This window comes from Xanthomonas theicola (genome assembly GCF_014236795.1).
GTDB classification, from domain to species: Bacteria; Pseudomonadota; Gammaproteobacteria; order Xanthomonadales; family Xanthomonadaceae; genus Xanthomonas_A; species Xanthomonas_A theicola.
This window is the reverse complement of the sequence record NZ_CP049017.1, coordinates 4,104,705-4,131,041: the sequence shown is the minus strand read 5'-3', so window position 1 is coordinate 4,131,041 and position 26,337 is coordinate 4,104,705. Positions and strand designations below refer to the sequence as shown.

Annotated in this window: 25 protein-coding genes and 5 pseudogenes; 12 read left to right on the top strand and 18 right to left on the bottom strand. The window is 68.9% G+C overall.

Going from position 1 to position 26,337, the window contains the following annotated elements:
- Nucleotides 1-151: 151 nt before the first annotated feature.
- Both G4Q83_RS19380 and G4Q83_RS19375 read right to left on the bottom strand, forming a co-directional pair.
- Complete coding sequence (locus tag G4Q83_RS19380; RefSeq protein ID WP_128420479.1) at nucleotides 152-985, bottom strand: helix-turn-helix transcriptional regulator; 834 nt, start codon at nucleotides 983-985, stop codon at nucleotides 152-154.
- 137 nt (nucleotides 986-1,122) lie between these two features.
- On the bottom strand, nucleotides 1,123-1,818 hold the full coding sequence (locus G4Q83_RS19375; RefSeq protein WP_128420480.1) for a VIT1/CCC1 transporter family protein: 696 nt from the start codon (nucleotides 1,816-1,818) through the stop codon (nucleotides 1,123-1,125).
- Between the two features lie 219 nt (nucleotides 1,819-2,037).
- On the opposite strand from G4Q83_RS19375, the gene G4Q83_RS19370 reads away from it, so the two are divergent.
- From G4Q83_RS19370 to G4Q83_RS19360, 3 genes and pseudogenes are all read left to right on the top strand, one after another.
- Complete coding sequence (locus tag G4Q83_RS19370; RefSeq protein WP_128420481.1) at nucleotides 2,038-3,402, top strand: glutamate--cysteine ligase; 1,365 nt, start codon at nucleotides 2,038-2,040, stop codon at nucleotides 3,400-3,402.
- A gap of 190 nt (nucleotides 3,403-3,592) precedes the next feature.
- On the top strand, nucleotides 3,593-3,736 hold the full coding sequence (locus tag G4Q83_RS22685; RefSeq protein WP_211288308.1) for a DUF6429 family protein: 144 nt from the start codon (nucleotides 3,593-3,595) through the stop codon (nucleotides 3,734-3,736).
- A 186-nt stretch (nucleotides 3,737-3,922) separates the two neighbouring features.
- Nucleotides 3,923-4,694: pseudogene (locus G4Q83_RS19360) on the top strand (IS5 family transposase).
- A 125-nt stretch (nucleotides 4,695-4,819) separates the two neighbouring features.
- Here the strand turns inward: G4Q83_RS19360 and G4Q83_RS19355 are convergent.
- The 3 genes and pseudogenes from G4Q83_RS19355 to pyrE form a co-directional block, all read right to left on the bottom strand.
- A pseudogene (locus tag G4Q83_RS19355) lies at nucleotides 4,820-5,011 on the bottom strand (transposase); the annotation flags it as partial.
- Between the two features lie 106 nt (nucleotides 5,012-5,117).
- Nucleotides 5,118-5,921, bottom strand: coding sequence for a hypothetical protein (locus tag G4Q83_RS19350; RefSeq protein WP_386272797.1), 804 nt, complete (start codon nucleotides 5,919-5,921; stop codon nucleotides 5,118-5,120).
- An 18-nt stretch (nucleotides 5,922-5,939) separates the two neighbouring features.
- On the bottom strand, nucleotides 5,940-6,599 hold the full coding sequence (gene pyrE, locus G4Q83_RS19345; RefSeq protein ID WP_128421936.1) for an orotate phosphoribosyltransferase: 660 nt from the start codon (nucleotides 6,597-6,599) through the stop codon (nucleotides 5,940-5,942).
- A 179-nt stretch (nucleotides 6,600-6,778) separates the two neighbouring features.
- On the opposite strand from pyrE, the pseudogene G4Q83_RS19340 reads away from it, so the two are divergent.
- The 3 genes and pseudogenes from G4Q83_RS19340 (at nucleotide 6,779) to G4Q83_RS19330 (ending at nucleotide 10,367) form a co-directional block, all read left to right on the top strand.
- Nucleotides 6,779-7,518: pseudogene (locus G4Q83_RS19340) on the top strand (transposase).
- A 25-nt stretch (nucleotides 7,519-7,543) separates the two neighbouring features.
- On the top strand, nucleotides 7,544-8,530 hold the full coding sequence (locus G4Q83_RS19335) for a bile acid:sodium symporter family protein (protein ID WP_128419232.1): 987 nt from the start codon (nucleotides 7,544-7,546) through the stop codon (nucleotides 8,528-8,530).
- Between the two features lie 244 nt (nucleotides 8,531-8,774).
- Complete coding sequence (locus tag G4Q83_RS19330) at nucleotides 8,775-10,367, top strand: thioredoxin family protein (RefSeq protein ID WP_128419231.1); 1,593 nt, start codon at nucleotides 8,775-8,777, stop codon at nucleotides 10,365-10,367.
- A 241-nt stretch (nucleotides 10,368-10,608) separates the two neighbouring features.
- On the opposite strand, the gene G4Q83_RS19325 is transcribed toward G4Q83_RS19330, so the two are convergent.
- From G4Q83_RS19325 to G4Q83_RS19310, 4 genes are read right to left on the bottom strand one after another with little or no spacing between them, the layout of a single operon-like run.
- Nucleotides 10,609-11,508, bottom strand: coding sequence for a heme o synthase (locus G4Q83_RS19325; RefSeq protein ID WP_128419230.1), 900 nt, complete (start codon nucleotides 11,506-11,508; stop codon nucleotides 10,609-10,611).
- Nucleotides 11,505-12,668, bottom strand: coding sequence for a COX15/CtaA family protein (locus G4Q83_RS19320; RefSeq protein WP_128419229.1), 1,164 nt, complete (start codon nucleotides 12,666-12,668; stop codon nucleotides 11,505-11,507). Before G4Q83_RS19320 ends, G4Q83_RS19325 begins: the two co-directional genes overlap by 4 nt.
- 10 nt (nucleotides 12,669-12,678) lie before the next feature.
- A complete protein-coding gene (locus G4Q83_RS19315) occupies nucleotides 12,679-13,254 on the bottom strand; it encodes a hypothetical protein (RefSeq protein WP_128419228.1) in 576 nt (191 codons plus the stop codon).
- A gap of 27 nt (nucleotides 13,255-13,281) precedes the next feature.
- Nucleotides 13,282-14,040, bottom strand: a complete 759-nt coding sequence (locus G4Q83_RS19310; RefSeq protein WP_128419227.1) for an SURF1 family protein — start codon at nucleotides 14,038-14,040, stop codon at nucleotides 13,282-13,284.
- A 30-nt stretch (nucleotides 14,041-14,070) separates the two neighbouring features.
- Here G4Q83_RS19310 and G4Q83_RS19305 point away from each other — a divergent pair, with 30 nt between their 5' ends.
- Nucleotides 14,071-14,289, top strand: a complete 219-nt coding sequence (locus G4Q83_RS19305; RefSeq protein ID WP_003480622.1) for a twin transmembrane helix small protein — start codon at nucleotides 14,071-14,073, stop codon at nucleotides 14,287-14,289.
- A gap of 146 nt (nucleotides 14,290-14,435) precedes the next feature.
- Here G4Q83_RS19305 and G4Q83_RS19300 read toward each other — a convergent pair whose 3' ends face one another.
- From G4Q83_RS19300 to G4Q83_RS19280, 6 genes are read right to left on the bottom strand one after another with little or no spacing between them, the layout of a single operon-like run.
- Complete coding sequence (locus G4Q83_RS19300) at nucleotides 14,436-15,311, bottom strand: cytochrome c oxidase subunit 3 (protein WP_128419226.1); 876 nt, start codon at nucleotides 15,309-15,311, stop codon at nucleotides 14,436-14,438.
- A 20-nt stretch (nucleotides 15,312-15,331) separates the two neighbouring features.
- Nucleotides 15,332-15,922, bottom strand: coding sequence for a cytochrome c oxidase assembly protein (locus G4Q83_RS19295; RefSeq protein WP_128419225.1), 591 nt, complete (start codon nucleotides 15,920-15,922; stop codon nucleotides 15,332-15,334).
- On the bottom strand, nucleotides 15,919-16,050 hold the full coding sequence (locus G4Q83_RS24115) for a hypothetical protein (RefSeq protein WP_281401982.1): 132 nt from the start codon (nucleotides 16,048-16,050) through the stop codon (nucleotides 15,919-15,921). The genes G4Q83_RS19295 and G4Q83_RS24115 overlap by 4 nt, the downstream gene beginning before the upstream one ends.
- Entirely contained in the window at nucleotides 16,050-17,660 is a 1,611-nt protein-coding gene (gene ctaD / locus G4Q83_RS19290) for a cytochrome c oxidase subunit I (protein ID WP_128419224.1), read from the bottom strand. Before ctaD ends, G4Q83_RS24115 begins: the two co-directional genes overlap by 1 nt.
- 30 nt (nucleotides 17,661-17,690) lie before the next feature.
- Entirely contained in the window at nucleotides 17,691-18,656 is a 966-nt protein-coding gene (gene coxB, locus G4Q83_RS19285; protein ID WP_128419223.1) for a cytochrome c oxidase subunit II, read from the bottom strand.
- Between the two features lie 20 nt (nucleotides 18,657-18,676).
- Nucleotides 18,677-19,153, bottom strand: coding sequence for a DUF2244 domain-containing protein (locus G4Q83_RS19280; protein ID WP_128419222.1), 477 nt, complete (start codon nucleotides 19,151-19,153; stop codon nucleotides 18,677-18,679).
- Between the two features lie 274 nt (nucleotides 19,154-19,427).
- On the opposite strand from G4Q83_RS19280, the gene putA reads away from it, so the two are divergent.
- The 4 genes and pseudogenes from putA to G4Q83_RS19260 form a co-directional block, all read left to right on the top strand.
- Nucleotides 19,428-22,613, top strand: a complete 3,186-nt coding sequence (gene putA, locus G4Q83_RS19275; protein WP_128419235.1) for a bifunctional proline dehydrogenase/L-glutamate gamma-semialdehyde dehydrogenase PutA — start codon at nucleotides 19,428-19,430, stop codon at nucleotides 22,611-22,613.
- Nucleotides 22,614-22,699: 86 nt separating this feature from the next.
- Nucleotides 22,700-23,110, top strand: coding sequence for an arginase family protein (locus G4Q83_RS19270; RefSeq protein ID WP_128419221.1), 411 nt, complete (start codon nucleotides 22,700-22,702; stop codon nucleotides 23,108-23,110).
- Nucleotides 23,091-23,516 carry an arginase family protein gene (locus tag G4Q83_RS19265; RefSeq protein WP_128419220.1) on the top strand — a complete coding sequence of 142 codons (426 nt, stop codon included), beginning with the start codon at nucleotides 23,091-23,093 and terminating at the stop codon, nucleotides 23,514-23,516. The genes G4Q83_RS19270 and G4Q83_RS19265 overlap by 20 nt, the downstream gene beginning before the upstream one ends.
- 31 nt (nucleotides 23,517-23,547) lie before the next feature.
- A pseudogene (locus G4Q83_RS19260) lies at nucleotides 23,548-23,783 on the top strand (transposase); the annotation flags it as partial.
- A gap of 21 nt (nucleotides 23,784-23,804) precedes the next feature.
- Here G4Q83_RS19260 and G4Q83_RS19255 read toward each other — a convergent pair.
- Nucleotides 23,805-23,904 (bottom strand): annotated as a pseudogene (locus tag G4Q83_RS19255) (IS5/IS1182 family transposase); the annotation flags it as partial.
- Between the two features lie 98 nt (nucleotides 23,905-24,002).
- Nucleotides 24,003-24,842, bottom strand: a complete 840-nt coding sequence (locus G4Q83_RS19250) for a proteasome-type protease (protein ID WP_128419219.1) — start codon at nucleotides 24,840-24,842, stop codon at nucleotides 24,003-24,005.
- A 96-nt stretch (nucleotides 24,843-24,938) separates the two neighbouring features.
- Here G4Q83_RS19250 and folK point away from each other — a divergent pair, with 96 nt between their 5' ends.
- Entirely contained in the window at nucleotides 24,939-25,460 is a 522-nt protein-coding gene (folK, locus tag G4Q83_RS19245; RefSeq protein WP_128419218.1) for a 2-amino-4-hydroxy-6-hydroxymethyldihydropteridine diphosphokinase, read from the top strand.
- A 118-nt stretch (nucleotides 25,461-25,578) separates the two neighbouring features.
- Here the strand turns inward: folK and G4Q83_RS19240 are convergent, their stop codons facing one another.
- A complete protein-coding gene (locus G4Q83_RS19240; protein ID WP_128419217.1) occupies nucleotides 25,579-26,313 on the bottom strand; it encodes a pteridine reductase in 735 nt (244 codons plus the stop codon).
- Nucleotides 26,314-26,337: the final 24 nt, after the last annotated feature.

Sequence of the window (26,337 nt, the reverse complement as noted above, 5' to 3'; positions counted from 1 at the left end):
CGCACTTTCGGTCCAAGTGATGCCACTTGTGGGAGCGACTCCGGGTGGCCTCGGGCCATCAGTCGCGACGAACTTCACAGGTAGAGCCCTTCGCGACTGAGGTCGCTCCCACAACACTGCGCTGGCTGCAAATACCCGAGTCGAAAATGCGCTAGGCGTTGCCGATGCTCGCCGGATCCAGGCCGTAGCGCTGCCGGAAGCGCTGGCTGAAGCTGCGCGTGGAGCGATAGCCGGCGCGCGCGGCCACCGTCTTCAGCGGCCAGCGCGTGGTGTAGAGCAGTTCCATCGCATGCGCCAGGCGCGCATCGGTGATCAGTGCGCGCAGCGATGCGCGCTCGCCGGCCAGGTACCGGCGCAAGGTCACGCCGCTCAGGCCGAGGCTGTCCTCGACATCGCGCGCACGCCATGCGCGCTGCGGTTGGGCCGCGATCAACGCGCGCACCTGTGCGGCGACGCTGGGCGCGGGCGGCAGCAGCAATCCGCCATGGCCGCGGCGGCAGAACGCGACCACCAGCGCCGCCAGCGCCAGTCGCGCCTCGGTGTAGTGGCCGTGCTCCAGCGCCTGGCGCCACTGCAGCAACGCGGCGCCGAATTCGATCGCGCGCAGCTGCGCGAGTTCCTCGCCGGACGCGGGCAGCGCTTCGTTCCACAGCATGCGCGCCGCGGTCAGCACTTCCTCGCACAGTGGGATCAGCGCGCTCAGGTACAGGCCGCTGTGCGGGTCGGGCACATTGAGCACGTCGATGCGGCAGCACCGGGTCACCAGGAACAGGTCGCCCGGCGCGAACTCCAGCGCCTGCGTCGCGGTGCGCACCTGCTTGCGGCCCTGCAGCAGGATCGCCAGCTGCGGCCGCGGAATGTCGACCGAGCGCGCGCCGTGTTCGCGGCGCGCGGTGATGCAGGCGTAGCCTTCGGCGCGTTCGCAATCCACCAGCGTCGCCAGTTGCGCGAGCAGCAGGAATTCGGCGGCGGTGGTGTCGGCCATCGCCGGCGATGCTACAGCAGCAGCGCGGCGCGGCGTGCGCGGTGTCCGGGCGTCGTGGTGTTGCCGGGAACCTTGCGCCCGGCCGGCGCGCAACGCGGCCCGGCCGATCGCCGTCGACGGTGCGATGCGTGGGCGCGTCAGACCTGCACGCCGAACAGGCGCCCGACCGCGCCGGTGGCGAGCATCGCCGCCGCGCCCCAGAACACCACGCGCGCCGCGCCGCGCCCGCCCGAGGCGCCGCCGGCGCGCGCCGCCAACGCGCCGGTCAGCGACAGCCCGGCCAGCGCCGCCGCGCCGGTCACCCATGGCTGCGTGCCCACCGGCGCCAGCTGCGCGGCCAGGATCGGCAGCGCTGCGCCGCTGCAGAACGCGGCGGCCGATGCCGCCGCGGCCTGCAGCGGGCGCGCGCGCAGGGTTTCGGTGATGCCGAGTTCGTCGCGCGCATGCGCGGCCAAGGCATCGTGGGCGCTCAGCTGCTCGGCGACCTGGCGTGCGAGCGCCGCGTCCAGCCCGCGCTGGCGGTAGATCGCGGTGAGTTCGTCGAGTTCGCTGTGCGGGTCGTCGCGCAGCTCCCGGCGTTCGATCGCCAGGTCGGCGCGTTCGGTGTCCACCTGCGAGTGCACCGAGATGTATTCGCCCGCCGCCATCGACATCGCACCGGCGACCAACCCGGCGACGCCGGTGACCAGCACCGCCGGCGCGGAAGCGCCGCTGCTGGCCACGCCGACCACCAGGCCGGCCACCGAGAGGATGCCGTCGTTGGCGCCGAGCACCGCGGCGCGCAGCCAGCCTGCGCGATCGCCGCGATGGCGTTCGGAATGGGTCGGGCGCATCGGACGCCTGCATGGCCGGGAACGGGTTGGTAGCCTAGCCGAGCGCGGCGCTGCCAGCGGTGCTGCGTCTCACTCGCGCCGGCGGCGACCGTGCCGATCGTGGAATGCTGCGGCACTGCCGTTAGCGATGCGGGCTTCGCACCCGGCAGGCTATAGTGCCGCCCTTGCGATGGCGGCGGGCGGTCCCCACATCGCCCCATCTTCTGTGCGAGCCTGCCCTTGTCGAGCCCCAGTCACGTTGCCGAGACGCCGATCACCGACCGCAGCGCGTTGGTCGAGGTGTTGGCCTCCGGAGAAAAGCCCGAAGCGCAGTGGCGCATCGGCACCGAGCACGAGAAGTTCGGCTTCCGCCTGGACGATCTGCGCCCGCCGGCGTTCGATGGCGAGCGCGGCATCGAGGCGCTGCTCAACGGCTTGACCCGCTTCGGCTGGGAGCCGGTGCAGGAGGGGGGCCGCACCATCGCGCTACTGCGCGACGGCGCCTCGGTGACGCTGGAGCCGGCCGGGCAGCTGGAACTGTCGGGCGCGCCGCTGCAGACCATCCACGACACCTGCGTGGAAGTGGGCAGCCACCTCAATGAGGTCAAGCAGGTCGCCGACGAACTGCGCCTGGGCTTCCTCGGCATGGGCTTCCAGCCCAAGTGGCGCCGCGACCAGATGCCGTGGATGCCGAAGGGCCGCTACCAGATCATGAAGCGCTACATGCCCAAGGTCGGCACGCTCGGCCTGGACATGATGACCCGCACCTGCACGGTGCAGGTCAACCTGGACTACGCCAGCGAAGCGGACATGATCAAGAAGTTCCGCGTGTCGCTGGCGCTGCAGCCGATCGCCACCGCGTTGTTCGCCGACTCGCCGTTCGCCGAGGGCAAGCCCAACGGCTATCTCAGCTACCGCTCGCACATCTGGACCGATACCGACGCCGACCGCACCGGCATGCTCGACTTCGTGTTCGAGGACGGCTTCGGCTACGAGCGCTACGTCGACTACCTGCTCGACGTGCCGATGTACTTCTCCTACCGCGACGGCGGCTACGTCGATGCCAGCGGGCAGAGCTTCCGCGATTTCATGCAAGGCCGGCTGCCGGCGCTGCCGGGCGCACTGCCGACGCTGCGCGACTGGTCCGACCACATGACCACCGCGTTCCCGGAAGTGCGGCTGAAGAAATACCTGGAGATGCGCGGCGCCGATGCCGGTCCCTGGGGCCGGCTGTGCGCGCTGTCGGCGTACTGGGTCGGTCTGCTGTACGACGACGCGGCGCTGGACGCGGCCTGGGACCTGGTCAACGACTTCAGCCTGTCCGAACGCCACGCGCTGCGCGACGGCGTGCCCAGGCAGGCGCTGAAACTGCCGTTCCGCAACGGCACGGTGCGGGACCTGGCCGCCGAGTCGGTGAAGATCGCGCTGGACGGACTGCGCCGCCGCGCGCGCCTGAACGGCGATGGCCAGGACGAATCGCGCTTCCTGGAGCCGCTGGTGGAGGTGCTGCACGCCGGCGAGACCGCGGCCGAGCGCAAGCTGGCGCTGTACCACGGCGCCTGGCGGGGGGAGATCGATCCGGTGTTCGCTGAGTTCGCCTACTGAGCGGCAATGCTGTCTGACAATCCATTCGAGCCGGCTTCACCTCGCGACGTGGTCGAATTTTCTAGAGGTTAGGGGTCGCTCTCGTGCACTGGGGTAAATGACAGTGGAATATGACGACAAGAAGATCTCGGAAATGGTCCTGGCGCTTCTGGGTGTATTCGAGTTCGAAAACGGCAGGGTCTGAAAAAAGATGGATTTTTCTGTGATGGATGCATTGTTTGAAAAGGGCTGCATCACCGATCCCAAGAACAGGGCGGAGTCGGTTTACTTGACGGAGGAGGGTTTGCGCTTGGCCCAGGAGCTCGCTGAAGAGCACTTTGTGGCGCGCGATTGATGGGAGGGCGACGCTTGCAGGCACGCATGCGCTGGGCCGGGGCCACCTTCAGGCGGCCCATCCAAGGGGAAGCGCGAATCGTCCCCGCCAGCCGCTTTGAACGGCTTACAGATCTAAGAACCTGTTCACGATCTTTCCCGGGTAGTGCAAACTCTGCGGACGCGAACAAAGACGTATCCGAGTGACATGAGCCGGGAGCGGTTCGAGCAGATCCGCCCCATTCTGGAGCAGGCGCGCAAGCGTACCAAGCCACGGACCGTGGATCTGTAGGACGTGTGGTGCGCGGTGCTGTACCTGCTGCGCACCGGCTGTCAGTGGCCAGCGCTGCCCAGCGACTTCCCGAAGTGGCGCACCGTGCACTGCTACTTTGCCAAGTGGAGCGAACCAGACGATGAAGGAGTGAGCCTGCTGGAGCGGGCGCTCAAGAAATCAGGGTGGCGCGGCCCGCCAGGGACAGGGGCGCAACGCTTGCAGCACGTTCTTGATCGTGGACGCACAGAGCGTGAAGAACACGGACACGGCCGGCCAGAAGGGTTATGACGCGGGCAAGAAGGTCTCGGGGATCAAGCGTCGCATCGCCGTCGATACCCAAGGCCTGCCGCATGCGGTCGCGGTGACGAGGGCGGAAGTGACCGACCGCAAAGGCGCGCTCCAATCCCTGGATCGTTGCAAGCCGAACCTGGGACACGTGCAAAGCCTGTTGTGCGATAGCGGCTATACCGCAGAACCATTCGCCGAAGGCGTACGAGAGATCCTGGGCAAGCAAGTCACGGTGCAGATCGCCAAACGCAGCGAACTGCACACCTTCAAGGTCATGCCCAAGCGCTGGAGCGTCGAACGCAGCTTTGCGTGGCTGGAAAAGAACCGAAGGCTATGGAAGAACTGCGAGCGTAGGCTCAACACCAGCTTGCAGTTCATCCACCTGGCATGCCTGACACTACTACTCAAAAGATCGTGAACAGGTTCTAAGAGCGGCTAACAAAAAGGTTCTTCACCCAACCGAGTGAAGAGGCGCACAGCCGACCGTCAGCATTGTCGTTGTCGAGGCAACAAAATGGTGATCGGCCGTGGCCGACGGGGTCGGCACTGGGAGTACATCGTCCCCTTACGCCGGAAGCGCGAACGCGCCTGGCAGTCGCATGCCGGGCACCGGAATCCCTTCGGCCAGCGCCATCGATACAGCGCCCGGTAGCACTTGGCTTCGGTCCCGTAGCGCTCCATGAATTGGCTCATCGACAACCCCGGCTGAAATTGCACGGCATTGATACCCCCCATGTCCTGCCTCCATTGCGCTCGGAGGCGGCCAGTCTCCGAACCACGCCTTCGCAAATCCTGCGACTGGCGGCTGAGGAATAGGGCTAATCAGGAAGGCATTTGCATGTTAGAGGGGAAGACGGTATCTGCAGGAACCTGCATGCGGCGGACTGGGTGCACTGAGGGGACATCCCTGCCATCGCGACGGTCTTGCCGCCCGGACCCGCTTCCTGAAGGGCAAGCCACCGCCGCGCGCGCCGCGCTCAGCCCTCGGCCGTCGTCGCGGCCGGTGCGCGCCCGGCCGCTTCGCCGCGCGGTAGCGCTGCAGCGTGTCGTCGATTTCCTGGTCCAGGCCGAGCCGTTGCTGCTCGAAGGTCTTTTGCATGCGCAGTTGCCACAGCAGTGCGCGATGCCGCTGCTGCACGTCCTCGACGATCTTCCCGCTCACCTCGTGCCCGGCCAGCTCGCGCGCGCCGGCGTTGGCGAGCAGCCCGACCAGGCCCTCGCGCAGGCTGCTGACGTTGTAGCGCGCGGTATGGATGTTGTTGTCGACGATGCCGATGCGTTCGGAGAACACCCGGCGCAGTTCCTCTTCGGTCCGGAACGACAGCAGCATCGCCTGATCGGTGCGCTTGCGTGTCTCCAGCGCGGCCTGGTCGGCGCGCTGCTGGGCGGCATCGGCGGCGGCGGCGGCACGTTCCTCGGCGGTCAGCGCGCGACCGACCGCGCCGCTGCGCAGCCCGCTCTGGGCACTGAATTCGTCGCGGGCCTGGTTCACCGCTTCCGGCGGCAGCGCATCGCTGCACATGCGCTGCCCGCCCTGGTTCCAGCAGTACAGCTTCTTGGACGGCGCCGGCTGCGCCGCGGCCGGCAGCGCGAGCAGGGCGAGCAGGGCCGATAAGGCGCGTTCCCATGGTCGTTGGATCGACATCGCGGCAGCCCCCTGCTGTCAGCCTGACGGATCGCAGCCGTAGCGTGCCCGGTAGGCCAGCAGCGGTTCGCGGAAGCCGACAAGTTCCGCGTTTCCATCGATGAATGCAAGCAGGTCGCCCAGGTGCGCGATCGACACCACGGGAATGCCGGCTTCGGCGGCCACCGCCTGCGCCGCCGAGCGCCGGTCGTGGTCGGCGGCGATCTCCTGGCGGTCCAGCGCCACCAGGATCGCCGCCGGGATGCCGCCGGCTCCGCGGATGACCGCGAGCGCCTCGCGGATCGCAGTGCCGGCGGTGATCACGTCGTCGGTGATCAGCACCCGGCGCCCGGTCAGCGATGCGCCGATCAGGCTGCCGCCTTCGCCATGGGCCTTGGCTTCCTTGCGGTTGAACGCCAGCGGCAGTTCGCGGTCGCGCTGTGCGTACTCGCAGGCCAGCGCGGTCGCCAGCGGGATGCCCTTGTAGGCGGGGCCGAACAGCAGGTCGAAGTCGAGCCCGGCGGCATCGGCGGCATCGGCGTAGCACGCCGCCAGGCGCACCATTGCGGTCCCGGAGTCGAAGCGTCCGGCGTTGAAGAAGTAGGGGCTCAGACGCCCGGACTTCAGCGTGAACTCGCCGAAGCGCAGGGCCTCCGCATCCAGCGCCAGCTGCAGGAAGCGTTGCCGGTAGTCGGTCATTGAGGGGGCCTTGATTCGGGATGGGAGATTGGAATTCGCGAAAGCGTAACCCATGCACGGACACTGCGGCCGCCACCATCATATATTGTCCTGATTATCCCCAACGATCAGTGATCAGCCGCAGGATCTGAGCCTTGAATGACCCACGCTATGACCGCCTGGAGCCGAGGAGGCCGGTCATGAGCATCAACGCCGCGCAATTCCAGCCGGGCGTGTCGATGGCCGAGTTCATCGAACGCTATGGCGCCCAAGGCAAGTGCTACCGCGCCCTGTCCCGATGGCGTTGGCCGCACGGTTTTCGCTGTCCGGCCTGGCAGGGCCGCCGGTGTTTGCGCTTCGGCCGCGCCCGGGTGCGCTGCTACGCGTGCCAAGCTTGTCATCACCAGACCAGCCTGACCGCCGGCACGCTGCTGGAGAACACCAAGCTGCCGTTGCGCACGCGGATCGCAGAACAGGCCGCCGTTGGTGATCGCCGTGCAGACCGACGCGCCTGACCAACATCCCACGTTTGCGGTGATCGAACCGGTACGCGGCTTGGACGATGCCTCGCTCAAGGACTGGATTGCGCGCCGCTTGGCGCCGGAGTGCGAGGTCGACCGCGATGGCCTGGCGTGTTTCGGTCGGCTCGAAGAGGCCGGGCATGCCCACACCACGCTGCAGGCCGGGGGGCCTGCGGCCACCGAAGCGCCCGGGGCGCGGTGGGTCGACGTGGTGCTGGCCAATCTCAAGCGCGATCCGCGGGGTCTATCACCCGATCCGGCAGGCCCAGTATGCCCGGCGCTACCTGGCCGAGGCCGCCGACCGCTTCAACCGACGGTTCCGGCTGCGCGAGTTGCTGCCGCCATTGGCCATCGCCGTGTTGCGCTGCAAGCCCTGCCCGGAGCCACTTCTGCATGCGGCGAGCAATTTCCATTACTGAAAGTCAGGGATAATCAGGTTTCGAAATGAAGAATCTACTCGCCCGGCTCCGCATCGAACCGTTCACCCTCGCCCTGCTCGCCACCGTGCTGCTGGCCTCGCTGCTGCCGGTGCAGGGGCGGGCCGCGGCGATCATGGACGACGTCACCGACATCGCCATCGCCGCGCTGTTCTTCCTGCACGGCGCGCGCCTATCGCGCGAGGCGATCGTCGCCGGCGCGCTGCACTGGCGCCTGCACCTGACCATCCTCGCTGCCACCTTCGTGCTGTTCCCGCTGCTGGGACTGCTGCTGAAGCCGCTGTCGCACTGGCTGCTGACCCCGGAGCTGTACATCGGCGTGTTGTTCCTGTGCGCGCTGCCGTCCACGGTGCAGTCGTCGATCGCGTTCACCTCGATGGCCGGCGGCAACGTGCCGGCGGCGGTATGCAGCGCGTCGCTGTCGAGCTTGCTCGGGGTGTTGCTGACCCCCCTGCTGATGGGCCTGCTGGCCGGCGCGCAGAGCGCGATGGCCAACCCGCTGGAGGCGATGGGCAAGATCATGCTGCAGCTGCTGGTGCCGTTCGTCGCCGGCCACCTGCTGCGGCCCTGGGTCGGCGCCTGGGTCGAACGGCGCCGCGCAGTGCTGCGCTATACCGACCAGGGCGTGATCCTGCTGGTGGTGTACACCGCCTTCAGCGCTGCGGTGATCGAAGGCCTGTGGCGCAAGACGCCGTTGCCGGCGCTGCTCGGCGTGGCGGCGGTGGCCGCGCTGCTGCTGGCGTTGGCGCTGGGGCTGATCACCTTCGCCGCGCGGCGGCTGGGCTTCAGCCGCCACGACGAGATCCCGATCGTATTCTGCGGCTCGAAGAAGAGCCTGGCCACCGGCGTGCCGATGGCCAAGGTGCTGTTCGCCAGCGGCAGCCTGGGCGCGATCGTGCTGCCGGTGATGCTCTACCACCAGATCCAGCTGATCGTCTGCGCCTTCGTTGCGCAGCGCTATGCGCGCGCCGCACAGGCGGCGAAGCGCAGCTAGCGGTCGCGGCGGCGAGGACCGGCGGCGGAACCGAGAAACTGCGCCATGCCGCCTGCCGCGCCGCGCTCTCCGCGTGCGGCGCACGCAGCGCGCGCCGCTGCTGAATCGCAGCATATGCAGATGTGCAACCAGCATGTCCGACAGCTGCCCACGACAGGGGTCGCTCGGTAGAGTGCGCGATTGGCGCCGTGGCCTGCACGGCATGCGCCGCTGCCTCCTCCCCTCTTCGCCCGGTGACCGGCACATGAACCGCACGCTCCGCCTTTCCATGATGACGTCCGCCAGCGTGGCCGCAGCGCTGGCGCTGGGCGGCTGCGACAAGCCGCCCGCGGCGCTCGCCAAGTCCCAAGCCACCGCCCCGGCCAAGGCGCCTGACGGCGCCGGCATCGCCTGGCGCGAGGGCGACGTCGACGACGCCTTCGCCGAAGCGCGCGAGCAGAACAAGCCGGTGCTGCTGTACTGGGGCGCGGCCTGGTGCCCGCCGTGCAACCGGCTCAAGGCCACCCTGTTCAAGGACCCGGCCTTCATCGCCCGCACCCGCGCGTTCGTCGCGGTGCACCTGGACGGCGATTCGGAAGGCGCGCAGGGCTGGGGCGAACGCTTCGGCATCAAGGGCTATCCAACCATCGTCGTGCTGCGCCCGGATCGCAGCGAGGTCACCCGCCTGGCCGGCGACAGCGACACCGGGCGCCTGGCCGAAGCCTTGCGCGTGGCCGCGACCCGCACCACGACCTCGGCACAGCTGCTGCAGAAGGCGCTGCACGCGCCGGCCACGCTCGGCGCCGACGACTGGACCCTGCTCGGCGAGTACGGCTGGGCGGTGGACGCCAGCCGGCTGGTCAAGCCGGAGCAGGCCGCCGGCGTGCTCGCGCAACTGGTCGCCGCCGCGCCGCAACCGACGCTGAAGCGTCGCTTCGCACTGCTGGCGCTGGCGGCGCAGCATGCGGACAAGGCCGACGCCGCGCCGGATGGCAAGCGCCACGCGGCGAACCGCAACCTGCTGCAGGCGGTGCTCGCCGATCCGGCCGAGGTGCGCGCCAATCGCAGCACCCTGACCTATGCGGCCCCGGAACTGGTGCAGGCCGCGGCCAGCGACGCCGCCGAACGCGCCAGGCTGTCGAGCGCGATCACCCAGGCGCTGGACCGGGTCTACGCCGACAGCAGCCTGCCGATCAGCGATCGCCTGGACACCGCATACGCCGACATCCAGCTGGCGCGGCTGGCGCAGGGTCAGCCGGCCGATGCAGGCGACGGCCCGCATCCGCCGCTGCCGGCCGCGGTGGTCGCCAAGGTGCAGCAGCGCGTGCAGTGGGCCGAGCAGGCTGCCAAGACCGACGACGAACGCCAGTCCACGATCAGCAATGCCGCCGGCCTGCTCGACGACGCCGGCGACAGCACGGGCGCCGAACAGTTGCTGCTGGCCGAGCTGGGGCGCAGCAAGACGCCCTACTACTACATGCCGGAACTGGCCAGGCTGGCCGAGGCGCGCGGCGACAAGCAGACCGCGCTGTACTGGCTGAAGAAGGCCTACGAGCGCGCCGAAGGCCCCGCCACCCGGGTGCAGTGGGGCGTGCTCTACGTCGACGGCCTGATCCGGCTGCAGCCGGACGATCCGGCCGCGATCGAGGCCGCCGCCGTCCAGGTCATCGGCGAGCTGGACGGGCAGCCCGGCGGCTACCACCAACGCACCCGGCAGCGCTTCGATACGCTGGCCAAGACCCTGCAGGACTGGAGCAAGGGCCATGGCGGCGGCACAGTGCTCAAGCGCCTGCGAGCGAAGATGCAGCAGAACTGCGGCAGCCAGGATCGCGATGGCTGCGGGCATTGGCTGGGTTGAGCGATGATTCCGAAGCAGAGAAACCTGCGGCCGTGCGAGCCGCGGCTGATCGTCCGCGGCGTCCGCTGCTGACAGGTCCATCGCTTCGCTCGTCGCGACTGAAGTGGCTTCCGCAAGGACTTGCGGACAGCCTGCTGCGCGCACAGTAAGGAGGCGCTTCAGCCCCACGGCCGCCGCAGCCGCACCCATCCGGCTGCACACGCCACCGCTGCAACCGCTGTAGACGGACTCCCCGGACCGCTCAGCCCGGCAGCAGCCAGTGATCGACCAGCAGGAACGCGAACAGCGCCATCAGGTACATGATCGAGTAGCCGAACATGCGCATCGAAAACATTTCGTCCGGCGGATCGAGCATGCGCCAGGCGTACCAGACGAATACCGCGTCGAGCACCAGCGTGCCGCCCAGGTAGAACACCCCGCTCATGCCCACCGCCACCGGCAGCAGCGTCGCCACCACCAGCAGCAGCGTGTACACCAGGATCTGCTTGCGCGTATGCGCCACGCCGTGGGTGACCGGCAGCATCGGGATCGAGGCCTTGGCGTAGTCGGCGCGGCGGAAGATCGCCAGCGCCCAGAAATGCGGCGGCGTCCACACGAAGATGATCAGCACCAACAGCGAGGCGTAGGCCCAGTCCCACTGGCCCTGCATGCCGGTGATCGCCGCCCAGCCCAGCAGCGGCGGCGCCGCGCCGGCCAGGCCGCCGATGACGATGTTCTGCGGCGTGGTGCGTTTCAGGAACACGGTGTAGATCACCGCATAGCCGATCAGCGAGCCGAAGGTCAGCACCGCGGTGATGGCGTTGACCCAGATCACCAGGATCGCCATCGACACTGCGGTCAGCGCCGTGGCGAACAGCAGCACCTGCCACGGCAGCACCTTGCCGACCACCAACGGCCGCCACGAGGTGCGCGCCATCTGCGCGTCGATGCGCGCATCCAGCAACTGGTTGATCGCCGCCGCGGCCGACGCCGCCAGCCAGATGCCGAAGAAGCCGATCAGCCCGGTGCGCACCTGCACCCAGGTCGGCAGGCCAGGAATCGCCAGGCACATGCCGACCAGCGCGGTGAACACGATCAGCGCCACCACCTTGGGCTTGGTCAGGTCCCAGTAGTCGCGCCAGTGGAGGCCCTTGGCGCTCATTGCGGCGCCCGCAGCCGCGCCAACAACGACACCAGCACGAACAGCAGCGCCACCGCGCCGGCGTTGTGCAGCACCGCCACCGGCAACGGCAGCGCCAGCTTGACGTTGAGGATGCCCAGGCCGACCTGCGCCACCAGCAGCAGCACCAGCGCCGCCGCCCAGCCGCGCATGCCCGGCGAGCGGCTCAGCCGCCATCCCAGCCACAACAGGTAGGCGGCCACCACCATCGCCATCATCCGGTGCGCCATCTGGATCGCAATGCGCGCCGCGCCGTCGAGCACGCCACCTTCGTAGTCCACGCCGATGCCGCGCCACAGGGTGAAGCCTTCGCGGAAATCGTGCGGCGGCCACCACTGGCTGACGCAGCGCGGGAAGTTGTCGGCCGACCAGCCGCCGCCGCCGCAGGCCAGCGCCGCGTAGTTGGCGCTGACCCAGCCGCCGAGCGCGATCTGCAGCACAAGCAGCGCCACGCCCAGCCGCAACAGCCACTTCAGCCGCGCCGCATCGGCCAGGGTGATCGGCAGGTGGGTGGCGCGCCAGGCCATCCACACCAGCAGCGAGAACATCAGCAGGCCGCCGAGCAGATGCCCCATCACCACGATCGGCTTGAGCAGCAGGGTCACCGTCCACATGCCCAGCAACGCCTGGAAGATCACCACCGCCAGGGTCAGCACCGCCGCGCGCGCCAGGTCGGCATTGGACCAGCGCAGCGCCGCCAGCAGCAGGATCGCTTCGCCGGCGCCCGCCAGCGCCATCGCCAGCGTCGGCCAGCCGGACATGTACAGCGGGATCGACAGCGCCACCAGCAGCGCGGCGCCGACGATCTGCGCGATGCCGAGCCGGCGCCGGCGCGCGGCCAGCAGCGACAGCACCAGCACTTCCACGCCCAGCGCCCCAGCCAGGAAGCGGTGCACCTGCTCGCGCCAGGCCTTGTGCGTCTCCAGCGGGCGGATCCTGCTGGCCGCGTGCGCGTTGGCCTCGGCGCTGCTCTGCGGCCAGGTCGCCCGGCCGTAGCAGGTCGGCCAGTCCGGACAGCTCATCCCCGCGTCGGACAGGCGCACGAACGAACCGAACATGATCGTGCTGGCGGTGAACAGCGCCGCCAGCCAGGCCATGCGGTGGAAGTGCCGAAACAGCGCCGGTGGCGCGAACAGGTTCATCGGAGACGGCTCACAGGAGTTTCAGCAGCTTCGACAGGTCCGCGCGCAGCCCGGCCGGGTCGAAGCCCGGCGCGTAGCGCAGCACCACGAAGCCGTTCGGATCGATCACGTAGACCGGCACCCCGGCCGCATCGCGCACGCGTGGCAGGCCGGCCAGCAGCGCCGCGTCGGCGCGCAGCACGCGCACCTGCGGCAGCACGCGCGCCGCTGCCGGCGGCGTGCCGATCCACAGGATTTGCACGTGGTCGGCGTCGTGGCCGAACAGCTGCCAGACCTTGTCCAGGTCGCGCGCCAGCGCCTCGCAAGCGGTGGTGCAGTCGCGCGGCGGCGCCAGCGCGATGCGCCACAGCCGCTGCTGCGGTTGCCAGGCGTAGACATCGCCGTCGTCCAACCGCGGCTGCAGCGCGCGCAGGTCGGCCGGCGGCTGCAGCAGTTCGCCGTGGTTGCGGTTGCCCGGCGGCTGCCAGCCGGAGAAGCGCAAGGCGCCGGCGACCAGCATCGAGCCGAAGAACAGGGCGAACAGGGCGATCAACGTCCAGCGGCCGCGCGGGGCCGCCTGGCGCTGGGCCGGGGGGGAGGCATTCATGCCGGGGATTTTCTCATGCGCGCGCGCTCAGCGCCCGCCTCGTCCCTTGCGCGCGCGCCAGCTGAACAGCCCCGCGGTGATCAACACCGCCAGCGCCAGGCCGAACCATTGCACCGCGTAACCCAGGTGGCGCTCGGGCGGCAGCGTGTTCGGCAGTATGTCCAGGTCGCGCGGATAGCCCAGCGGCAGGATCGGATCCAGGCGCAGCACCTGCGACAAAATGTCGCGGCGTCCGAGCGCCTGGCCGATCGCCGCCGGCTCGATGCGCATCGCCAGCCACAGCTGCGGCGCCGGCGCGGCGACCAGCGCCGGCCCCAGCGCCAGCCCGTGCGACGGCGCCGGCGCGAGCAGGCCGACCAGCGTGTACTGCCCCTGCAACGGCACCGGCGTGGGCAGCGCGCGATCGGCCGGCAGCGGCAGCCAGCCCAGTTCGACCAGCAGCGGCGCGCACGCGCCATCGGCCAGGAAAGGCTGGTACACCTTGACCCCGCTGCGGCCCTCGCGCAGCTGGTTGTCGAGCAGGATCTGCCCGGGCAGGAAACGGCCGCTGCCGTGCACCCAGGCCAGTTGCGCCGGCCGTCCGGCGCGCAGGGCATCGGCCAGCGCCTGCGGGCGATCGCGGATGTGCGCGGCCTGCGCGAGCAGCACTTGTTTCTCGTGCATGCGCAGCAATTGCCAGCGGCCGAGCGCACAGAATCCCAGCGCCACCGCCAGCGCGACGCTCCAGCCCAGCCACAGCGGCATGCGCGCGCGCGCAGCGCCGCGCGAGGACGCGGCCAGGGTCATAATGCGGCGATACCGTGCACCGAGACGCCCATGAACGACTCGCTGAAAACCCTGCTGATCGTCGCGTTCCTGCTGGTCATTCTGTGGAACCTCGGCGCCGGCCTGTACTACCTGTTGGTGGACCGCGGCCAGAGCAAGCGCACGGTGAACGCATTGACCTGGCGCATCGGCCTATCGGTGTGCCTGATCCTGCTGGTGATCCTGGGCATCTATACCGGGGTGATCAAGCCGCATGGGTTGGGGCGGTAGCTCGGGACTCGGGACGGCAGTGATGCTGTCCCGGCGCAAGTCGCTGTCAAGCGATTTGATGAAAAAGTGCATTTTTTAGGGGAGAAAGCGGATTTTTCTGCACGCCGGCCGCGTTTCCACCGAGTCCCCGGTCCCGAGTCCCGCCCTCACAACACATAGACGAACAAGAACAACGCCAACCACACCACGTCGACGAAGTGCCAGTACCACGCCGCCGCTTCGAAGGCGAAGTGGTTGTCGCGGCTGAAATGCCCGCGCGCCGAGCGCAGCCACATCACCAGCAGCATGATCGTGCCCAGCAGCACGTGCGCGCCGTGGAAGCCGGTGAGCATGAAGAAGGTCGAGCCGTAGATGCCCGAGCCCAGGGTCAGGTTGAGCTCCTTGTAGGCGTGGATGTATTCCTCGGCCTGGAAGTACAGGAAGGTGCAGCCCAGCAGCACGGTCAGCCCCTGGAACACCAGCAGCCGGGTGCGCTGGCCGGCCTTCAGCGCGTGGTGGGCGATGGTCAGGGTCACGCCGGAGCTGAGCAGGATCAGCGTGTTGATCAGCGGCAGGCCCCATGCCGGGATGGTCTGGAACTGGCCGCCGATCGCGGCCGGGCCGTTGGTCGGCCACGCCGCCGAATAGCCGTCCCACAGCAGCGCGTTGGTCATCACCCCGTCGCCGTCGCCGCCCAGCCACGGCAGGATGAAGGTGCGGGTGTAGAACAGCGCGCCGAAGAACGCGCCGAAGAACATCACTTCGGAAAAGATGAACCAGACCATGCCCATGCGGAACGACACGTCGACCTGGCGGTTGTAGTGCCCGGCGATCGACTCGCGGATCACATCGCCGAACCACATGAACAAGGTCGCCACCAGCATCGCGATGCCGGCGAAGAAGGTCCACTTGCCCCAGGCCGCGTCGTTGAGCCAGCTGGCCACGCCGATCATGGTCACGAACATCGCGATCGAGCCGATGAACGGCCAGCGGCTGTGGCTGGGCACGTAATAGGCGGTGGCGTCGGTGCTGGGCTGGGCCATGGCGGGCGTTCCGGGTCGGGTCAGGGGGCCGCGCGCGCGGAACCGGCCAGTTTCGGCGATCCCAGTTCCGCGCTCAGCGCATCGTTCTTGAAGAAGGTGTAGGACAGGGTGATGGTGGTGATGTCGCCGGGCAGGTTCGGATCGACGATGAAGCGCACCGGCATGTCGCGCTTCTCGCCGGCCTGCAGGGTCTGCGCGGTGAAGCAGAAGCACTCGGTCTTGGTGAAGTAGCCGGAGGCGCGCGCCGGCGCCACCGACGGCACCGCGCTGCCGACGATCGCGCGTTCGCCGTCGTTGCGCGCGTAGTACAGCGCTTCGTTGAGTTCGCCGGGCACCACCTGCATGGTCATCTGCTCGGGATGGAACGACCACGGCAGCTTGGAATTCACCCCGCCGTCGAACTCGACCTTGACCGTGCGCTTGCCGAGCAGCGGCTTGCCCGCCTGCGGGCCTTCGCCCGGGCCGCGCTCCAGACGCACGCCGAACACCTTCTCGCAGGCGATGCGGTACAGCGGCACCAGCGAGAAGGTCAGCACGAACACCGCCAGCGCCACGCCGACCAGCTTGAACAGCCCGGCGCTGCTGTGCACGCGCGGCGCCGGTGCGTTCATCGGCCCAGCACCCCGGACAGGATGAAGCCGGCGTAGATCAGCACCGCGATCGCGCCGACCACCCGCGCGGTGCGCGCGGCGCGCTTGCGGCGCAGGACCAGGTCGTCGAGCGGCGGCGGCGCGCTCATCAGTGGCCGATGTCGTCGTGGGCCAGGTCGCCGGGCTTGAGCACCGGCGGCAGGGTGAAGGTATGCGCCGGCGCCGGCGACGGCACGGTCCACTCCAGGCCGCGCGCGCCTTCCCAGGCCCGCGCCTCGGCGCGCGCGCCGCTGCGCAGCGACGCCAGCAGGATGCCGGCCATCAGGAACGGGGTGACGAACATGCCGAACGCGCCGATCGAGCTGACCAGGTTCCAGTCGGCGAACACCACGTTGTAGTCGGGGATGCGCCGCGGCATGCCGGCCAGGCCGAGGAAGTGCTGCGGGAAGAACAGCAGGTTGACGAACAGCATCGTCCACCAGAAGTGGAACTTGGCCCATGCCTCGTTGTACATGCGTCCGCTCCACTTCGGCCACCAGTAGTACACCGCGGCGATCAGCCCGAACACCGCGCCGGTGACCAACACATAGTGGAAGTGCGCGACCACGAAATAGGTATCGTGGTACTGGAAATCGGCCGGCACGATCGCCAGCATCAGCCCGGAGAAGCCGCCGATGGTGAACAGGATGACGAACGACACCGCCCACAGCATCGGCGCCTCGAAGGTCAACGAACCCTGCCACATGGTGCTGACCCAGTTGAACACCTTCACCCCGGTGGGGATGGAGATCAGCATCGTGGCGAACATGAAGTAGATTTCGCCGCCCAGCGGCATGCCCACGGTGAACATGTGGTGGGCCCAGACGATGAAGCTCAGGAACGCGATCGCCGCGATCGCGTACACCATCGCCTGGTAGCCGAACAGCGGCTTGCGGCTGAAGGTCGGAATGATCTCGCTGACCACGCCGAACGCCGGCAGGATCATGATGTAGACCTCGGGATGGCCGAAGAACCAGAAGATGTGCTGGTACATCACCGGGTCGCCGCCGCCGGCGGCGTTGAAGAAGCTGGTGCCGAAGAACTTGTCGGTCAGCAGCATGGTCACCGCGCCGGCCAGCACCGGCATCACCGCGATCAGCAGGAACGCGGTGATCAGCCACGCCCAGCAGAAGATCGGCATCTTCAGCAGGTCGATGCCGGGTGCGCGCATGTTCAGCACGGTGGCGATGATGTTGATCGCGCCCATGATCGAACTGATGCCGGCGACGTGGATCGCGAACACGCTGAAGGCCACGTTGTAGCCGCCCTGCAGCGACAGCGGCGGGTACAGGGTCCAGCCGCTGGCCGGCGCGCCGCCGGGCAGGAACAGGGTCAGCAACAACAGGGTGAAGGCCACCGGCAACAGCCAGAACGACCAGTTGTTCATCCGCGGCAGGGCCATGTCCGGTGCGCCGATCTGCAGCGGGATCATCCAGTTGGCCAGGCCGACGAAGGCCGGCATCACCCCGCCGAAGATCATCACCAGCGCGTGCACGGTGGTCATCTGGTTGAAGAACTCGGGCTTGACGAACTGCAGCCCCGGCTGCGCCAGTTCCGCACGGATCACCACGCTCATCGCCGCGCCGATGATGAACATGGTGAAGCTGAAAAGCAGGTACAGCGTGCCGATGTCCTTGTGGTTGGTGGAGAAGAACCACCGTTCCACGAAGCTCTGCTGATGCCCGTGCTCGTCGTGGTGATCGACTGCGGAATGGGCCATGGCGGCTACCTCGAAAAGGAATGCAGGAGATCAGGCGGCTTGCACGGTCGGGTGCGAGCCGGAACGAAGACGGGGTAGCGCGGCCTGCGGCGGCGCGGCCGGCGCAGTCGCCTCGGGTGCAGGCGCATCCGCGGGCGCCGGCGCGGCGGCCGGTGCGGCAGCGGCAGGCGCGGCCGGCTTGCGCGACGCCAGCCATTTCTGGAAGTCCTGCTTGGACACCGCCTCGACCACGATCGGCATGAAGCCGTGGTCCTTGCCGCACAGCTCGGCGCACTGGCCGCGGTACACGCCAGGGGTGTCGATGTCGGTCCAGGCTTCGTTGATGATGCCGGGGATGGCGTCCTGCTTCCAGCCCAGCGCCGGCACCCACCAGGCGTGGATCACGTCGTCGGAGGTGATCACGAAGCGCACCTTGGTGTTCACCGGCAGCACCAGCCGGTTGTCCACGTCGAGCAGGTAGTGCGGATCGCGCTCCAGGGTCGGCACCTGGCCGCTCTGGCGCATGCGGTCCGAGTCGCGCGCCAGGCGGCTGGTGAAGGAGACGTTCTCGCCCAGGTATTCGTAGCGCCACATCCACTGGTAGCCGGTGACCTTGACCGTCAGTTCGGCGTCGCGGGTGTCGTACATGGCGATCAGCTTGGCCGTGGCCGGCCAGGCCATCGCGATCAGGATCAGCACCGGGATCACCGTCCAGATCACCTCGGCCTTGGTGTTGTGGCTGAACTGCGCCGCGACCGCGCCCTTGGACTTGCGGAACTTGAACATCGCATAGCCCATCGCGCCGAACACCAGCACGCCGATGACCGCGCAGATCCACAGCGACAGCATGTTCGAATCGTAGGCGTTGCGCGCGCTCTGGGTGACGCCGCGGCCCATGTTCAACTGCCAGGGTTTCGGATCGGCCGATTGTGCCCACGCCATCGGTGCGGCCAGCGCCGCCGCCAATGCCGTCCCGCCCCTGACCGCCTGTTGCTTCCATCCGCCGCATTGCTTCATTGCCTAGACCCCTTGGAGCGTCATCGGTTGCGGCCGGTCGCGGCCGCCAGCAAGCCTTCCAGGGTTTGCGCCAGCGCGCGGCGCTCGTCCGGGCCAAGGAACTCGCCGACCCGGACCTGCTTGCCGCTGCACGCCAGCACCACCCTGTCGTCGCCTTCGATCCGCAACCGCACCCAATGCGGGTGGGCGCGGAACGCCGGCGTTCCTGCATTCGTGCGGGTCACTTCCACGCAGCCCGGACCCACCCGGATGTCCTCTTCGCGATCGCCGCTGCGCCATGACCAGCGCAGCGCGAGCGCCACCACGACGCTGTGCAACAAGGCGAACACAGGCGCGAACACGTTGCCGGCGAACCACCCCAACACCGCCACTGCCCACATCGCCCCGGCCAGCGCCGCGAACAACATCACGAATTGCCGGGCACTGAGCGCCCGCGGCGGCCGCAGCCGCAGCTGCGTCCCCGCTCCCTCCGCAGAAAACGGACACATTTCGATCATGTCGAACCGCGCTTCCGAGCCGCCGCGCTGTGCGAGCCGCGAGCAACGATTCGATGGTAGCCCCGCGCCTGCGCGCCGGCAAGCGCGGGTTCATCATAAAAAATGCTGCATTGCAACCAGATTCTCGCCGCGGGCGTTCAGGCATCCCTGCGCGGCGTGCGCCAGCGGACGCGTCGCCGCCGCGCTGCGCGAGCGGGCGCTGACATAAAATGCGCTCACCTTTCCTGGTCCTCCCTGCATGAACGCTTTGTCTGGCGCCGGTTCCTCACCGGCGATGCCGTCCGCGTCTCCCTCGCCGCTGCTTGCCCCCGAACTGCCCCCCGCCTCCAACGCGCTGCGCGCCGCGATCACCGCCGCGTGGCTGAAGGACGAGGCCGAACACGTGCGCGAACTGCTCGAGCAGGCGCGCCTGCCCGCCGCCGACCAGGCCAAGGTGCAGGCGCTGGCCGCCGACCTGGTCACCCGGGTGCGCGCCCGCGCCCAGGACCAGGGCGCGATCGAGGCCTTCATGCGCCAGTACGACCTGGGCAGCGAGGAAGGCGTGCTGCTGATGTGCGTGGCCGAAGCGCTGCTGCGCATTCCCGACCAGGAAACCGCCGACAAGCTGATCCGCGACAAGCTCGGCGACGCGGACTGGAAGAAGCACATGGGCGAGAGCGACTCGGTGCTGGTCAACGCCTCCACCTGGGGCCTGATGCTCACCGGCAAGCTGGTGCAGATCAACGACCTGACCCGCGCCGACGTGGCCGGCGCGTTCAAGCGCCTGATCGGCCGCGTCGGCGAGCCGGTGATCCGCCTGGCGGTGCGCCAGGCGATGAAGATCATGGGCCACCAGTTCGTCATGGGCCGCACCATCGGCGAGGCGCTGTCGCGCTCGAAGAAGGGCGACAACGCGCATTACCGCTATTCGTTCGACATGCTCGGCGAAGGCGCGCTGACCATGAAGGACGCGCACCGCTACCTCGACGCCTACCGCCAGGCGATCCACGCGATCGGGCGCAGCGGCCCCAACGGCTCGTACACCGGCAGCGACGTGTTCGCCGCGCCCAGCATCTCGATCAAGCTGTCGGCGCTGTACCCGCGCTACGAGCACGCCAAGCGCGCGCGGGTGATGGCCGAACTGGTGCCGGGCGTGCTGGAACTGGCGCAGCTGGCCAGGTCCTACGGCATCGGCTACACGGTGGACGCCGAAGAGGCCGACCGCCTGGAACTGTCGCTGGACATCATCGAGGCCACCTTCTGCGATCCGTCGCTGGACGGCTGGGAAGGCTACGGCCTGGCGGTGCAGGCGTACCAGAAGCGCACCCCGTACACGATCGACTTCCTCGCCGACCTGGCGCGCCGCGTCGGCCGCCGCATCCCGGTGCGCCTGGTCAAGGGCGCGTACTGGGACGCGGAGATCAAGCGCGCGCAGGTCGATGGCCATCCGGGCTACCCTGTGTTCACCCGCAAGCAGAACACCGACGTGTCCTACCTGGCCTGCGCCAAGCGCATGTTCGCGCACAGCGACGCGCTGTACCCGATGTTCGCCACCCACAACGCGCAGACCATCGCCGCGGTGCGCGCCATCGCCGGCAGCAAGGACTACGAACACCAGAAGCTGCACGGCATGGGCGACGACCTCTACGCCGAGGTGATTCCCGCCGACCGCCTGGGCGTGCCGTGCCGCGTGTACGCGCCGGTCGGCTCGCACGAGGACCTGCTGCCGTACCTGGTGCGGCGCCTGCTCGAGAACGGCGCCAACTCCAGCTTCGTCAACCGCATCACCGACGAGGACGTGGCCATCGAGGACCTGATCCGCGACCCGGTCGAAGCCGTGTCCGCGTTCGCCTCCATCCCGCATCCGAAGATCCCGCTGCCGGCCGACCTGCTGCGCAGCCAGAACCAGAACAGGAAGAATTCCATGGGCGCCAACCTCGCCAACGACAACGACCTGCGCGCGCTGGCCGACCAGCTCAACGCCGCGATCAAGCCCTGGCAGGCCGCGCCGCTGGTGCCGGGCGCGGTGATCGCCGGCGAAGCGCTGCCGGTGACCAACCCCGCCGACCGCCGCCAGGTGGTGGGCCGCTGGCAGCCGGCCGACGCCGCCACCGTGGAGAAGGCGCTGGCCAACGCGGTGGCCGCGCAGCCGGGCTGGAACCGCACCCCGGCCGCCAGCCGCGCCACCATCCTCGAGCACGCCGCCGACCTGCTGGAAGCGCGCATGCCCGAGTTCATCGCGCTGTGCGTCAAGGAAGCCGGCAAGACCCTGCCCGACGGCGTGGCCGAAGTGCGCGAGGCGGTGGATTTCCTGCGCTACTACGCCGGCCAGGCGCGCGCCCAGTTCGGCGCGCCCGAGCGCCTGCCCGGGCCCACCGGCGAATCCAACGAACTGCAGTTGCACGGCCGCGGCGTGTTCGTGTGCATCAGCCCGTGGAACTTCCCGCTGGCGATCTTCCTCGGCCAGGTCGCCGCGGCGCTGGCCGCCGGCAACAGCGTCATCGCCAAGCCGGCCGAGCAGACCAACCTGGTCGGCCATGCCGCGGTGAAGCTGCTGCACGAGGCCGGCGTGCCGCAGGCGGCGGTGCAGTTCCTGCCCGGCGACGGCGCCACCGTCGGCGCGGCGCTGACCGGCGATGCGCGCGTGGCCGGCGTCGCCTTCACCGGCTCCACCGAGACCGCGCGCGCGATCAACCGCGCGCTGGCCGCGCGCGATGCCGCGATCGGCGTGCTGATCGCCGAGACCGGCGGCCAGAACCCGTTCATCGCCGACTCCTCGTCGCTGCCCGAGGCGGTGGTCAAGGACGCGATCGCCAGCGCCTTCATCTCCGCCGGCCAGCGCTGCTCGGCCGCGCGCGTGCTGTTCGTGCAGGACGACATCGCCGACAAGGTGATGACCATGCTCGCCGGCGCGATGGCCGAGCTGAAGATCGGCGACCCGGGCCTGCTGTCCACCGACGTCGGCCCGGTGATCGATGCCGACGCGCTGCAGATCCTCGACGACCACGCCGCGCGCATGGACCGCGAAGCGCGCCTGATCGCGGTGGCGGCCAGCGACGACGGCACCGCGCACGGCAGCTTCTTCGCGCCGCGCGCCTACGAACTGCAGTCGCTGGCGCAGCTGCAGCGCGAGGTGTTCGGCCCGGTGCTGCACGTGATCCGCTGGAAGGCCGACCAGCTCGACGCGGTGATCGAGCAGATCAACGCCACCGGCTACGGCCTGACCCTGGGCGTGCATTCGCGCATCGACGAGACCATCGAGCGCATCGCCGCGCGCGTGCAGGTCGGCAACGTCTACGTCAACCGCAACCAGATCGGCGCGGTGGTCGGGGTGCAGCCGTTCGGCGGCCAGGGCCTGTCCGGCACCGGCCCCAAGGCCGGCGGCCCGCACTACCTGCTGCGCTTCGCCACCGAGAAGGTGGTCACCGTCAACACCACCGCGGCCGGCGGCAATGCCTCGCTGCTGACCCTGGGCGACTGAGCGGCGCGGCATCCCTCCCCGGCCGGGGAGGGCCGCGCGCTTGCGCCACCCGGCCACGGCTCGCTGGATGGAGCCGGTGTCCCCGCATGCGCGGCGTGGAGCGCTTCATTGCCCTGGGCGAACTGGGCCAGGCGCGCGGCGGAACCGACGCGAGCCAGGGTCTGTTGCGATACGGTGCCGCCGCGCTTGGCAAGAGACCCGCCGACGCGATTGTGGGCGACTGGGGCAAGGGGCTGGCGGTCTATTTGTCCGTGGACCTCAGCGTGCCGATGCCAGGCTATGCCAAGCCGGGAGCTTGCCGGCCCGTCCACGGGCTGGCTTTGCACGAACTGAAAACGCTGATCGTCGCGCTTGGCGCGGCGCACCGGATCGTCGCCATCGATCTGGTCGAGTCCGGGGCATCTGAACTGAAGACCGCGATGGCCTGTCACCTTGCATTGATCGCAATGAGCGCGGCCCACATCCCGGGCAAGAGCGATGCTGACCCGGCAGCATGAAGACGGCGGGCTGTACGGTTGGCCTCGCAGGCCCGATGCGCCTTCCGACAAAGGCCGTCCGTGCGTCATCGGTGCGCCTTCGGATCATGGCAATGTCGTTTCGCGCGGCGCCGCTCTCGGTCCGGCAGCCGTCCGCTACGCCAGCCAGCGCTTGCAGCCACCCCGTTTGCGCGGATACGACTGGGGCGATGTCGAGCGCAGCGGCGCCGCCGATCCTGCCGCCTACATGGCGCGCGTCTCCGGCGTCACCGCCGACATTCGTGGGCAAGGCCTGTGTCCGCTGCTGCCGGGTGGAGATCACTCGCTGACGTATGCGCAGGTATCGGCGCTGCAACGCGAGCAGGATCTCTGCCTGCTGTGGTTCGACGCGCACACCGATTTTAGAGCGGCTGACAAAAGCCCTTGAACTCGGCGGTTGAGCCCTCGCAGTCCGGTGCATGGCGCATCGCAAGGAAATCAGCGCAGCGCTGTGGAAGCGCCTGCAACCCTTGATCCCGGAAGTGCCAGCTTCGCCCAAGGGAGGCAGACCGCGCATGGACGACCCTAGCGCCCTCAACGGCATTGTCTATGTCCTGCGCACCGGCATCCCCTGGGAGGATCTGCCGCAGGAACTGGGTTATGCAACGGCATGACCTGCTGGCGGCGTTTGCACCACTGGCAGGGCGCTGGCGTCTAGCATCGTCTGCCCCACGGATTGCGGCCGCATCCAGGCTGGCTCGGCTCAGGTCCAGCGTGTCGGCCCGGCGCAGTTCGGCCAACAGGACCTGATGCAGGCGATGCCAGACGCCGGCAGAAGGTGGTGGAAACACGATCCCAATAGGCAGGCTATCGGTCGGGCACGGCCGCCTGCGCAGCAATCAACCGCCGCGCAAGCCGATCCCGATTCCTGGCCTCACTGCTGCGACGACTGGTCTTCCGGGTCGCGCCGCGCCGGCACGCGGCGCGGCGGCAACGGCGGCAGGGCACCACGGTTGTCGGTTTCGCTTTCGCCGGTCAGCGCCGGTTCCCACGAGAAACGCGGCAGGGTGCGCACCGCGTTCTCCAGCTTGCGCGACCAAGTGTCGTGGATTTCCGAGTACAGCGGCGTGTCGGCTTCCAGGCGCAGGCGCTCGGTCGCACGCAGATCGTTGCGGCGGATCAGGGCAAGATCGATCGGCATGCCCACCGACAGGTTGGAGCGGATGGTGGAGTCCAGCGATACCAGCGCGGTGCGCGCGGCGTCCTCCAGCTGCATCTCCGGGCGGATGATGCGGTCCAGGATCGGCTTGCCGTACTTGGATTCGCCGATCTGCAGGTACGGCGTCTCCGGCGAGGTGGCGATGGCGTTGCCCAGCGGGTAGATCATGTACAGCCCGGGCCGCTCGCCGGCGATCTGCCCGCCCAGGATCAGCGTGGACTGCACGCTGACGCCGCTGTGCTGGGACTGCGCCGACAGCTTGACCTGGCTGGACACCAGGACCTCGCCGACATACTCGGCGACCTCGAACAGGTGCCGGAACGAGCGCAGGCTGCGCGGCGCATCCGGATCGTCCGCATCGCGCTGCAGCCTGGCGATCGCCAGTTGAGTGGTGGCCAGGTTGCCGGCCGACATCAGCACGAACACCGCCTGTCCCGAATACTCGAACACCTGCAGCTTGCGATGCACGCGGACGTCGTCCAGCGAGGCGTTGGTGCGCGTGTCTGCGGCGAAGACCAGGCCTTCGTCCACTTCGATGCCTACGCAATAAGTCATGTCGCTGCCGGAAACCAGTGCGTTTCGATTCTATGCGCGCGGCGGCGGGCTTGGCTACCCGTTGACGGCCGCGGCCGCGGCATGCGCGAATATCCCATGACCACCGTGCTCCTCAGCCTGGGCAGCAATCAACGTCCGCGACATCACCTGCACGCCGCGATAGGTGCGCTGCGACAGCGTTTTGGCCGGATTGCGGTGTCCCCGGCCTACCGCACCCCGGCGGTCGGATTCGACGGTCCACCGTTCCTGAACAATGCGGTATCGCTGCAGACCGACTGGGAGCTGGAGCCGCTGGATGCCTGGCTGCATGTGTTGGAAGACGCGCATGGGCGCGACCGCGGCGGCCCGCGCTTCAGCGACCGGACCCTGGACATCGACGTGGTGTTCTACGGTGATCGCATCGTCGAGGGTCCGGGCCACCTGCGCATCCCGCGCCCCGAACTGCGCCACGCGTTCGTGCTCAAGCCGCTGGCCGACATCGCCGCCGGTTTCGTCGACCCGGTCAGCGGGCGCAGCCTGGGTGCGCTGTGGCAGGCGCATCCGCAGTTCGGCGATGCGTTCGAGGTGGTGGAGCTCGATGAAGCCGGGACCCGGGACTGGGGACTGGGGACTCGATAAAGGCGGCATTTGTGGGACGGGGCGGTCTTGGGGACGGCTTCCTGACCCCGAGCGTGCGCTGTGCGAGGCACTGCCAGCCTTCATGACCACCGAGTCCCCAGTCCCCAGTCCCGGCTCCTCAGGTAAGCCCCCTCCCCCCGTCCACCCGCAACGTCTGCCCAGTGACGAAGCCGGCATCGTCGAGCAGCCAGCGCACTGCTTCGGCGATCTCTTCGACCTGGCCGATCCGCGCCAGCGGCGTGCGCGCCAGCAGCTCCTGCTGCGCGGCGCCGTCCTTGCCGGCGTCCGGCCACAGGATCGCGCCCGGGGCGATGGCATTGACCCGCACCTGCGGCGCCAGTTCCAGCGCCAGCGCGCGGGTCAGCATCGTCAGTGCCGCCTTCGCTGCGCTGTACAGCGGGTGCGCGCGCAGCGGTTGCTCGGCGTGCAGGTCGGTGATGTTGACGATCGTGCCACGGTGCTCGCGCAACTGCGCGGCCGCGGCCTGAGCCAGGAACAGCGGCGCGCGCGCGTTGACCGCGAACAGGTCGTCCCATTGCGTCGGCGTGGCCTCGGCCAGCGGGGTGGGGTAGAAGTTGGAGGCGTTGTTGACCAACGCATCGAGCCGACCGAAACGCTGCACGCACTGCGCCACCAGCGCCGGCAGCTGCGCGGCGTCGCGCAGGTCGGCATGCAGGGCCAGCGTGCTGCCGGGGCGGCGCGCTTCCAGTCCCTGCGCCAGCGCCTGCAGTTCGGCCTGCGAGGTATGCGCATGCAGGGCCACGCGATAGCCGACCGCGTGCAGGCGCTGCGCGATACCGGCGCCGATGCGGCGCGCGCTGCCGGTGATCAGGGCGACTTTGGTCTCGATCATGTGTGCATTCCACGCTCGGCTATG